This window comes from Planotetraspora kaengkrachanensis (genome assembly GCF_016862895.1).
GTDB lineage: Bacteria > Actinomycetota > Actinomycetes > Streptosporangiales > Streptosporangiaceae > Planotetraspora > Planotetraspora kaengkrachanensis.
In genome coordinates this window covers 83704-94138 of the sequence record NZ_BONV01000049.1, presented here as the reverse complement: position 1 = coordinate 94138, position 10435 = coordinate 83704, and the positions used below count along the sequence as shown (strand labels likewise).

Sequence of the window (10435 nt, the reverse complement as noted above, 5' to 3'; positions counted from 1 at the left end):
GGTCTCGGACGCAGATCGATGATGTGGGCGTTGCCGTCAGCACTCGCCGCCCAGGGAACCCACAGCGGATGCCACCACGGCTCGTCCTCCCAAGGCGGCACCACAAAACCATCATTGTTCGACGCAGTCTCCATGCAGATCCGCCAGTGCTCCGCGATACCCGACGCGGACAGCGGTGACGACTCCGGCAACAAGCTGGTCCAATCGCTCAGTCCGTCATTGCACTTCAACGACTCACTCAGCTCAACGGGGAACCGCATGCCCACCACCTGCTGCGCAGACTCCAACGCTTCTGCGGTCACCGGAGGATTGAGCAGCTCTAAAGTGGCCGGCGCATGCGCTTCCAGCCAGTCGTCAATTCGGCGCCACGACAACGACACTGAACGCAAGGTGCCCTCACCCATGCGGACATGTTGGCCTACACCTCAGACACGGCCAAACGCTCCCCGAACACCGCGTGATTGCCGTGCCAGATGCGTGCCAGATTGAACGGCGATCAGCGGGGACTCACGGGAAGTCACGGAGACTCAACCAGCGCTGAGCTGCACCCCCTGTTTCCCAGCTCAGAGAGGGTAAATCACTAGCCGATTCCCAAGCTGACAGCGCGGGTTCGATTCCCGTCACCCGCTCCAAGCGAGAAGGCCCTGGTCAGAGGATGATTCCCGACCCGGGCCTTGATCTTTGTTGGGCTTGTTCCTCACTCGCGTGCCAGATAAGTTGATCTTGGTTCCAATGAGTGGCGGATCATCGTCGTCGTCCTCCGCGCCGAGTCCCTGCTTGACGATCTCACCCGTTGCGTCAGCGATGGCACGATCTCTGTCCTTGGCGGCGTGCAGATAGACGGTGGCCGCTTTCGTGCTGGAGTAGGGCGACCAGCACGCATGGAAGGTCACCGGGATAGCCCCGTGCCCGCCAGCAGGTGGTCCCCTCGCCTACATCTCGCCTCCGCTGTTCTCGATCAATCCAGCGCGACAGCGCTCGACCTCTGTACCTCCACCAACCCGTGACCAGTCAGCCGTTCCGGATGTCGTGTTTCCTGAGCGGGGATCTGTCGCCGACAAGCCACAGATGGCCGAACGGGTCGATGAAGCCGCCCTGCCGGTGAACGCCCCATGGCGCCTCGTGGTCGCGAATCTCGTCAACACTGCCGTCCGCTCCGGCCGCAACGGCGCGCTCGATGAAGCTGTCGGGATCATCCACGAAGACCTCGACGCGTACCGTTCTGGAGCCGAGGACGGCAGGGGTGTCCCATTTGTTGTTCGTAGGTTCACCGAGAAAGAATGGGGCGCCCTCGACGGTCAGTCCCACCACGCCGCCAAGGTTCCACAACTCGTTGGCCCCGAGCGCCTGGGCATACCATCGCGCCGCGGCTGAGGCGTCAGGCACGGCGAGCATCAGCGAAATCACGGGAGGGTGGTCGTCGGCTGCCATCGGGTGTCCTGCCTTGTCTGTAAGGCGCCCTGATCACGCCAGTTGAGTCTGACACGATTCGATCCACCCGTGCACAAGGATGCCGAGTCCGACGAGCCGGCCACGACCGCACCCGCAGACGCCGTACTACTCTTCGACGGCGTCTTCGTGCTCGGCACACGAGAAGCGTTCGGCGTGCCCGTTGCGTGCCCGTACGGTCGGCAAGCAGCGGGGACTCACGGTCACTCGACCGGCATACGCGCAGGTCACCGTTTCCCCAGGTCAACCGGCATGATGTCGAAAGACTTCCCAAGCTGACAGCGCGGGTTCGATTCCCGTCACCCGCTCCAACGACGAAGGCCCAGGTCAGAGGATGATTCCCGGTCCGGGCCTTGATCTTTTTCGGCGCCATTTCGATCTTCCGTGCCCGATCCGCTCTCCCGTTTTGCGTCGAAGCGACTCTGGGGCACGCGTCTCAGGCAGTTCAGTTACAACCCCCGAAAGATTGGGTTCTCTTGCTTGTTCCTTGTCGGGGCGTCACTGGAGACAGCACAGTGATGGTCAATGTCAGCTTGGTGCGTCGGCCGTTTTCAGACGTGAAGAACGTTCAGGAGCGATTGAACGCGCGTGCGGCTGCGGCGGCGTGGTGACCAGGACCCAGGGCTGCCCGTCGCGGGGCCCGGGGCCGGGGGGCCCGGGGGCATATCCGTTTTTTCCCGTCTCCCGGTAGGTGCGGCGGTGCCAGGCGCGCGTGATCCGCGTCACGGCTCTCCCCTGAAGCGGTCCATCGATTTGCCTACAGGGTTTAGGTAGACGCATACTTCGTGTAGGGAAATCGATAGTAGGTGATGGTTGTGGTTCGGGCTGGACTGAGCCCGGAGCGGCTGACGCTCGCCGGTGCGGAACTTGCCGATGAAGCCGGTTTCGACCAAGTGACTCTGTCGGCGCTCGCCCGGCGCTTCGACGTGAAGGTTGCGAGCCTGTACTCGCACCTGAAGAACTCCCAGGAGCTCAAAACCCGGATCGCGCTGCTTGCACTGGAGGAACTCGCCGACCAGGTCGCCCATGCCGTGGCCGGACGTGCGGGCAAAGACGCCCTGATGGCCTTCGCGAACGCCTACCGGGACTACGCCCGCGCGCACCCCGGCCGGTACGAAGCAGCCCGGTTCCGGCTCGACCCGCAGACGGCCGCAGCCAGTGCCGGCGTCCGGCACGCGCAGATGACACGGGCGATTTTGCGCGGCTACAACCTCACGGAGCCGGACCAGACGCACGCGGTCCGCATGCTCGGCAGCGTCTTCCATGGTTACGCCAACCTGGAGGCAGCCGGTGGCTTCAGCCACACGGACGTCGCCTCACAGGAATCCTGGGTGTGGACCCTGGACTCCCTCGACGCCGCATTGCGGAACCGGGCCACCCCCTGACCAGCGGCACGCACCCTTCGAACGGTCCCCGCGTACTGACCCGATTCCCCCACCCACCCAGAACCAAAGGCTTGAGGCAATGAGCACCGATCACAACTGGATCACCACCCCCATCACCGCCGACTTCCTGCGCGGGCACCTCGAGGTGGAAGAAACCGCGCACGGTCTGCTGCCGCACCGGCTGCCCGCCTGGGCGCGCCGCCAGATCCCCGACGACCGGCTGGCCGTGGCCGAGGCCCAGCCCTCCGGCGTCCGACTGGCTTTCCGCACCCGCGCCACCACCATCGAACTGGACACGCTGCCCACCAAGCGGGTCTACCTGGGCTTCCCGCCTCCGCCGGACGGCGTGTACGACCTCCTGGTCGACGGCCGGCTCACCGCCCAGGCCACCGTGGACGGCGGAAACCTCAGCACGATCATTGACATGCAGACCCAGACCGCGGAGTTCACCGAGGGACCGGCGGGCACCGCCCACTTCACCGACCTCCCCGAGGGCGAGAAGAACATCGAGATCTGGCTTCCGCACGCGGAGATCACCGAGGTGATCGCCCTGCACACCGACGCCCCCGTCGAGCCGGCCCCGGACAACGGACGCCGGGTGTGGCTGCACCACGGCAGCTCCATCAGCCACGGCTCGAACGCCGCCTTCCCGAGCACCATCTGGCCCGCCCTGGCCGCGGCCGCGGGCGGCGTGGAACTGATCAACCTCGGATTCGGCGGCAGCGCACTGGTGGACCCGTTCACCGCGCGTGCGATGCGCGACACCCCCGCCGACCTGATCAGCGTCAAGCTCGGCATCAACGTCGTCAACAGCGACGCCATGCGCCTGCGCGCCTTCGCCCCCGCCGTCCACGGCTTCCTCGACACCATCCGCGAGGGCCACCCGACGACACCCCTGCTCCTCGTGTCGCCGGTCCTGTGCCCGACCCACGAAAACACCCCCGGCCCCCTGATGCCGGACCTCGAAAGCGGAACCCTCCAGTTCAAGGCCACCGGCGATCCGGCCGAAACCGCCGCCGGACGGCTGACGCTCACGATCATCCGTGAGGTACTCGCCAACGTCGTCAAGCAGCGAGCCACCGAGGACCCGAACCTCCACTACCTTGACGGACTCGACCTCTACGGCGAGAGCGACCACGCCAAGTTCCCGCTGCCGGACGGGATCCACCCCAGCCCCGAAGGGCATCGCCGCATCGGCGAGAACTTCGCCAAGCTCGTGTTCGCGAACAACGGCCCCTTCACCACCAAGACCGGCTGACCCCGTACAGCCCCGGCCGACGAGGAGACCGTGCCCGTCGGCTCCCCCCACATCGGCGAGCATGGCGGAGAGGTCGAACACCGGCTGCGCCTCGCGTTCGACAGCGACGACCTCGAAGTTCACTCGCGGCTTCGAAGCTGGCGGATCTGGGAGCGGCTCGAGCGCGACCGCTACGTGCACCAGTCCGCCGCACACGCCACCGACGCCGAGATGCTCATCCGCATGGCCGAGACGTTCGGCTTGCCGTTCCGCAGGGCGTCCCGTAGGGCGGCCGCAGGAGCCGAGTTCAACGCGCCGCTTGTCGAAGTGGTCTCGGAAGTCGGACCACTCCTCGGCGGTGGGTTCGCGGTATTCCTCCACCGGGCACATGGACCGGCGCTGTGCGAGGAACTGCTGGTAGCGGGTGATGACGTCTTCTTCGAAGACGGCGACGTAGCCGCGGGTGGTCCGGATATCGAGGTGCCCGAGCACAGCGGCACCGATGTGGATCGGCAGACCATTGTTGACCAGCTCGGTGGCGAAGAGTCGACGGGAGTCGCGGGGTGCGAACTTCACGTTCTCGAACTCGGGTCGAGTGGCCGCGAGTTCCTCGCAGGCGCGGCGGATGACACGCCAGACAGTGGTCGAGGACAGGGTGCTCGTCGGGGACGAACTATCCCACTCTCATACGACCGTACGGCCACCGTTCACATCGAGCACGGCACCGGTAATGAAGCGGGCCTGATCGCTGACGAGGAACGCGATGGCCGCGGCGATGTCTTCCGGATCCGCAACGAATCCCAGCGGGGCCTGCGCCGCGAGCTGCTCCAGCGCCTCCCCCAAGGCCTCGGATCCCGGGGTACGGGTTGGGCCGGGGCTCACGGAGTTCACGCGCACCCCGGCGGGACCGAACTCAGCCGCCCAGCTCTTGGTCAGCAGGTCCAAGGCCGCCTTGCTCGCTCCGTACACCGACAGCCCCGGAAGCGCGACTTCGGCGGCGAGCGTGGACACATTGACGATCGCGCCCCCGCCACGTGCCGCCATCGCCGGTGCGATGTTCGCGACCAAATAGAACGGGACCTTCAGGTTAGTGGCCAGCACCGCATCGAAAGTCGACTCCTCGGTGCCCGCCGTAGGCCCACCGGATCCGATCGCCGCGTTGTTCACCAGAATGTTTAGGACGCCACCAGCAGACTCGGCGACCTTGGTCGCCTTGGCCGCGAGTTCCGCCGCGGACTGGGCATCACGTAGCTCGGCACCGACGAACTCGGCCCCTCCTCCTTCGGCGCGGATCCGCTTCACAACTTCCATGCCTCGGTCAGCGTCGCGGCCGGAAACCACGACGCGGACGCCGTCACGGGCGAGCTTGAGCGCAGTGGCACGACCGATTCCACTTGTCGAGCCGGTAATGAGGGCAGTCTTGGTCTCCATCGGATATCTCCTCAGATGAATGAGTTCAGGCGGGGCGGATGGGGTTCGGCTGAGTTGACGCGGTTGTGTGCAGGGGGTGGGGCCGCGTCGCCAGCTCCGATCACAAGCTCTGCAGGAAGGCGACACGATCGGCGAACGCATGTCGTGCCAGCCCGGAGCCGGGCGCGAACTGGTCGAAGCCGTGGATCGCGCCGGGGCGGACTGACAGATGTACGGCCACGCCGTGTTCCATGAGCCGCTCGGCGTAGGTCACGGTCTCTGCGCAGAAGAGATCCAACTGCCCAACCTCGAGGTAGGCCGACGGCATGTCATGGAGCGAGTCCGCACGAGCGACCGAAGCCGAAGCAGGCACCTCGTCCGTGCCGTACCTCTCGCCGAGATATGCCTGCCAGCCGGTGATGTTGTCGGCGACCGACCAGGCGAGGAACGGCTCAATAGCTGAGTCGGCGATCGCCGTGCGGTCGTCGAGCATCGGGTACACGAGGATTTGCGCGGCCAAAGGGCCGATCTGACGGTCGCGGCATACCAGCGCCGTTGCGGCCGCAAGGCCGCCCCCGGCGGAGTCACCCATGATTGCGACGCGCGCTCCGGGCGCATGTTCCGCAGCATGCCTGATCGCCCACTCGACCGCTGCGACGCAGTCGTCGACGGCTCCCGGGAACGGTGATTCGGGCGCGAGACGGTAGTCGACTGCGATCAACGCCACCCCGGCCTCTGATGCGTATCGGCGGCAGACGTGGTCGTATCCGTCGAGGCTTCCCGCGATGAGGCCACCGCCGTGCACGTAGACGACAAGGGCATTCGGCGCATGCGTCGGCTTGTACATGCGCAGCGGGACGGCGTGCCCTCCGGATGACGGCACAGTGAAGTCGGCCGCTTCGATGCGGTCGTCCCGTGCTGCGGCGGCGGCCAGCGCGCCATAGACGGAATCGATGGTCGCCCGCCGCGTCTGCCAGTCCCCGATGGCCGCCGGCATCTGCGGAGTGGCGGCTGCGATCGCGCCGACCACCTCGAGAAGTTCGTTGTCGATGCTGAGCACTGTGATCCTCCATGTTGTGGTGAGAGTTGTTCCGGGGTCGCCCGCGGCCACAGCCGCGTGAGCGGGTCTCCGGCAGCGGCGGGCGTCGTTGTTCAGCGAGCGGCAGCTGATCGATGGCATCCGCTGACGGGCCGGGCCGGTGTGCCTGGCTTTCAGCGACGGGGCCAGCTGTGGATCCGAAGCGCAAACCGGCCTAATGATTCGAACGTCGAACAGGCCTAGGACTGGCCCATTGCCCCCGGAGACGAACAGTTCGGTGCCGCTGACGCCCGTGGAGCTTGCCTGACATGCACTTCTCCTTCTTTACGGGGCCGGTTGGCCGTCCGGCGCGGGCGACGTACCTGCGTCACGGGTTGCCGGGCGAGTACTCATGCCCCTAGCCGGGTTGCATCGGCACACTATCTGATGCGTGCGCAGGCACCTAAACCTGGGGGCATGTAGACGCTGATAGTATGGATTTCGTGAAGGCGCCCCGAACAACGTCCGCGGTCATCTCCCAGCCGGAACAGGACGGCTGGTTCGGGCTGATCTACGCCCAGGCGGCCATGCGGTCACGGATCGAGGCCGTACTGATGGAACGCCACCGGCTCTCGTTCAGTGCCTTCGAGATCCTCTGCCGCCTCAAGGATTTCGAACCCCAGCCAGTCCGCTCCCTGGCGAGTGAGCTGGTGACCGTCAGTCCTACCCGAGCGTCCCGGCTCGTGCAGGATCTGATCGACGCTGGCCATCTCGTACGCGGCGCTAACCAAGCTGATGGCCGGATTTCTTTGATCAGCCTGACCGAGGAGGGGCGCCGCTACATCCAGATCGTGGCGCGGACCTTCGAAGAATCAATTAAGCAGTTCTTCGTCGACGTCCTCGATGCGGACGACATTGCCGCGCTGGCGCGGATCTGGCGGAAGCTGGAAACAGCTGAGAACTCACCGGAAAGTCACAGAAAAGACCTCCACTCGTCCGATGTCGACAGGTCGTGACTCGCACTCATCCGCTGAGCGCCCTCGGCAGGGTCGCACCGTAGGTGTCCGCACTACGAGGGAGCTTCAGAACGACACAGCTCTGGGCGTAAAGCAGGCGTAGGTCAGCCCTAGGCTCCAAGAAGCCGGGTCAGGAACTGCTCCCGGCTGAGCGCCTCACCGGGGAGCGGACTCGGCGCATCCGCCCGCAGCCCGTCGAGCAGGATCGGCACGAAGCGGCGCCACAGTTGCGGGTCGGCCTCGCCAAAGGTCTCGATCAGGTGGGTCATCACAGACATCAGCACGCCGATGTCTGTCGCTGCAAGATCGGCGCGGATCACCCGCTGCTCGCGGCCACGCTGCAAAAGCAGCTCGATACAGCGTTCGACTCGGCTCTGCACATCGTTGGCGTCGGGCTCTGAGGTTTGCGTGCTCCTCAGAAGTTCCCCAAGAGCGCGCTTGCTCGCCTGAGGCTCGAGCACGGCCTCGAAGAAGGCCGTGAGTCCAGCGGCCGCATCCTCCATCCTCGCCGCCCTCTCCGCGGCGTCAAGCATCGCTTCCATCGTCTCGGCCAGCACTGCCTGCGCCAGAACGTACTTGTTGGGGAAGTGGCGATAGGCGGTCCCCACGCCCACGCCGGCTCGTCGCGCCACATCGTCCAGCGTCGGCATCATGCCGGCCGCGTCGAACAGCTCGGCACCGGCCGCGATCAATGCCGCACGGTTCCGCGTCGCGTCCTTGCGCCGTGCCCGCTGATCAGCCGACTGGTTCGTCGCGTTCTCATCCATGCGGCTCCTCACCTCACAGCATCAGACCGGAATCGGAGATCGGTCTCCGCTATGCTAGCTTCCACGTACCGGAGATACATCTCCGGTACAGACGTTCGCTTTGCTTTGAGGAGGATCGCCGTGCCTGTTGAACGGATCATCTTCGGCACCATGACGCTCGGCCATCACGGGCGCGGCGCGCGTGTTCGCGATGCGTCCACAGCTCGCTCGATGCTCGATCTGTTTCATGATCGCGCCTACCGCGAGGTCGACACCTGCTACGTGTACGGCGACGGATCCTGCGAGCAGATGCTCGGCGATCTGGATGCCCCCGACACGTTCGAGATCGCCGTCAGATACGACCCCCTCGCCACCGAACGAGGACACGAGCCGGACGTGCTCCGCGCCTGCCTGCGGGCGAGCCTTGACCGGCTTCGGGCAGAGCGCGCCGACCTGCTCTACCTCAATGTGCGCGCACAGGACACGCCATGGGAGAACACGTTGCGCACCGTTCATGAGCTCCATGACGAAGGCGCCATCGCCGAGTTCGGACTGAGCAACGTCGCCGCTGACGACATCGAGGAGACGATGGCCATCGTCGAGGACAACGGCTGGCTCCGCCCCACGGTCTACCAGGGTCTCTACAACGCCGCGACCCGTGCGGCGGAGACCGAACTGATGCCGGTCCTTCGGCGGCACGGGCTTCGTTTCCATGCCTACAACCCGCTCGCGGGCGGGGCCTTCGCTCCGTCCTTCGGCGACGAAGCCGCCGTGGACTCCGGATCGCGGTTCGACGGAAGTCATGCCCAAGGCGCGCAGTACCGCCGCCGTTACTGGAACGAGCCGTACCTGCAGGCGATGCGCACATTCAAGGCCAGTTGCGAATCGTCTGGGATCTCGCCGACCGATGCGGCCCTGCGCTGGCTCGTGCATCACTCGCACCTCGACGGCGTACACGGCGACGGGATCATCCTCGGCGCATCCCGCCTCGAACACCTCGCCCAGAACCTCGATGCGGTGCAGGACGCGCCACTGCCTCCCGAGCTACTCAGAGCGATCGACGAAGCGAGCGAGACCGCTCGCTTGGCCTGGCCGTCAGTGCGTCCAGCCTGACTCTCACAGACAACGAAAAGACACGAAGGAGATCACTGATATGTCGAACACACCAAAGACCTGGTTCATCACCGGAGCATCGCGAGGCTTGGGAGCCCAGTGGGCGGAAGCCGCGCTCTCTCGCGGCGATCGTGTTGCCGCGGCCGCCCGCTCCGCCGGCACGCTGGACTCACTCGCTGAGAACTACGGCGACCTGGCCCTTCCCCTGGAGCTCGACGTCACGGACGAGGCCGCAGTACATCGGGCGGTCGCGGCTGCCGAAGAGCGGTTCGGCGGGATCGACATCCTCGTCAACAACGCGGGGCAGGCCGTGATGGGAGCGGTAGAAGAAGTCACGGCCGCCCAGGCCCGTGAGCAGATGGAGGTCAACTACTTCGGCGCCTTCTACACGTCGCAGGCAGTCGTGCCGCACATGAGGAACCGTCGCAGCGGTCGGATCATCCAGATCTCCTCAATGGGCGGGGTCGTGGCGCTCCCAACTATGGGGACGTACCACGCGACTAAGTGGGCACTGGAGGCGTTGAGCCAAGCGTTGGCGGCGGAGGTCGCGGAGTACGGCGTGCATGTCACGCTCGTCGAGCCGCTCATGTTCCCGAGCGAGCTCGGGAACATGGCGCCACAGATGCCCGAATACGACCACGCACGCGCGCTGGTGATGGCCGGGTTCGAGGACACGGGAATCGCCCCAGGAGACCCTGCGGCGGCTGGGCGAGCAATGCTTACCCTCGCCGATGACCCCAATCCTCCGCTGAGGACTCTGTTCGGCGCGAACGGGCTTCCACTCATCCGCCCGGAGTACGCCCGCCGGATTGCCCTCTGGGAGGAGTGGGACCACCTCGCACAGCTCGCACAGGGGACCTCGCCAGCCTGAAATCCGCGAGGCCTCGAGCACCATACAGAGTCGGTGTCGAGCATCCACAGGGATGCTCGACACCGACTTGCAACCGTCCACCATCTCACCGGGCGACGGTCACAACCGCACCGAGTTTCGTGGACACTCTGATGTTCACCGGCTTTCGTAGATCCTCAGGAGAGGTCAGCATGCCGAGGAGCTAAGCCCC

Annotated in this window: 10 protein-coding genes and 1 pseudogene; 5 read left to right on the top strand and 6 right to left on the bottom strand. The window is 65.7% G+C overall.

Annotated features, from left to right (window positions below; all coding sequences use genetic code 11):
• Together Pka01_RS36660 and Pka01_RS36655 are read right to left on the bottom strand one after the other, a co-directional pair.
• The coding region (locus Pka01_RS36660) for an SMI1/KNR4 family protein (protein WP_203887588.1) at nt 1-404 on the bottom strand (404 nt) is incomplete at its 3' end.
• A gap of 607 nt (nt 405-1011) precedes the next feature.
• Complete coding sequence (locus tag Pka01_RS36655; RefSeq protein WP_203887587.1) at nt 1012-1431, bottom strand: VOC family protein; 420 nt, start codon at nt 1429-1431, stop codon at nt 1012-1014.
• Between the two features lie 833 nt (nt 1432-2264).
• Here Pka01_RS36655 and Pka01_RS36650 point away from each other — a divergent pair.
• The gene (locus Pka01_RS36650; protein WP_203887586.1) at nt 2265-2834 is read left to right on the top strand and encodes a TetR/AcrR family transcriptional regulator; all 570 of its coding nucleotides are present in this window, start codon (nt 2265-2267) and stop codon (nt 2832-2834) included.
• Between the two features lie 79 nt (nt 2835-2913).
• Complete coding sequence (locus Pka01_RS36645; protein WP_203887585.1) at nt 2914-4092, top strand: GDSL-type esterase/lipase family protein; 1179 nt, start codon at nt 2914-2916, stop codon at nt 4090-4092.
• Between the two features lie 429 nt (nt 4093-4521).
• On the opposite strand, the pseudogene Pka01_RS41700 reads toward Pka01_RS36645, so the two are convergent.
• The 3 genes and pseudogenes from Pka01_RS41700 to Pka01_RS36630 form a co-directional block, all read right to left on the bottom strand.
• Nucleotides 4522-4725: pseudogene (locus tag Pka01_RS41700) on the bottom strand (tyrosine-type recombinase/integrase); the annotation flags it as partial.
• Between the two features lie 30 nt (nt 4726-4755).
• Entirely contained in the window at nt 4756-5502 is a 747-nt protein-coding gene (locus tag Pka01_RS36635) for an SDR family NAD(P)-dependent oxidoreductase (protein ID WP_203887584.1), read from the bottom strand.
• Nucleotides 5503-5602: 100 nt separating this feature from the next.
• Nucleotides 5603-6511 (bottom strand): alpha/beta hydrolase, encoded by a 909-nt coding sequence (locus Pka01_RS36630; RefSeq protein ID WP_203887583.1) that lies wholly within the window; start codon nt 6509-6511, stop codon nt 5603-5605.
• A 482-nt stretch (nt 6512-6993) separates the two neighbouring features.
• Here Pka01_RS36630 and Pka01_RS36625 point away from each other — a divergent pair, with 482 nt between their 5' ends.
• Nucleotides 6994-7515, top strand: a complete 522-nt coding sequence (locus Pka01_RS36625; RefSeq protein ID WP_203887582.1) for a MarR family winged helix-turn-helix transcriptional regulator — start codon at nt 6994-6996, stop codon at nt 7513-7515.
• A 110-nt stretch (nt 7516-7625) separates the two neighbouring features.
• Here the strand turns inward: Pka01_RS36625 and Pka01_RS36620 are convergent, their stop codons facing one another.
• Entirely contained in the window at nt 7626-8282 is a 657-nt protein-coding gene (locus Pka01_RS36620) for a TetR/AcrR family transcriptional regulator (RefSeq protein WP_203887581.1), read from the bottom strand.
• 51 nt (nt 8283-8333) lie between these two features.
• Here Pka01_RS36620 and Pka01_RS36615 point away from each other — a divergent pair, with 51 nt between their 5' ends.
• Together Pka01_RS36615 and Pka01_RS36610 are read left to right on the top strand one after the other, a co-directional pair.
• A complete protein-coding gene (locus Pka01_RS36615) occupies nt 8334-9374 on the top strand; it encodes an aldo/keto reductase family protein (protein ID WP_275414536.1) in 1041 nt (346 codons plus the stop codon).
• A gap of 40 nt (nt 9375-9414) precedes the next feature.
• Nucleotides 9415-10245, top strand: coding sequence for an SDR family NAD(P)-dependent oxidoreductase (locus Pka01_RS36610; RefSeq protein ID WP_203887579.1), 831 nt, complete (start codon nt 9415-9417; stop codon nt 10243-10245).
• Nucleotides 10246-10435 lie beyond the last annotated feature (190 nt).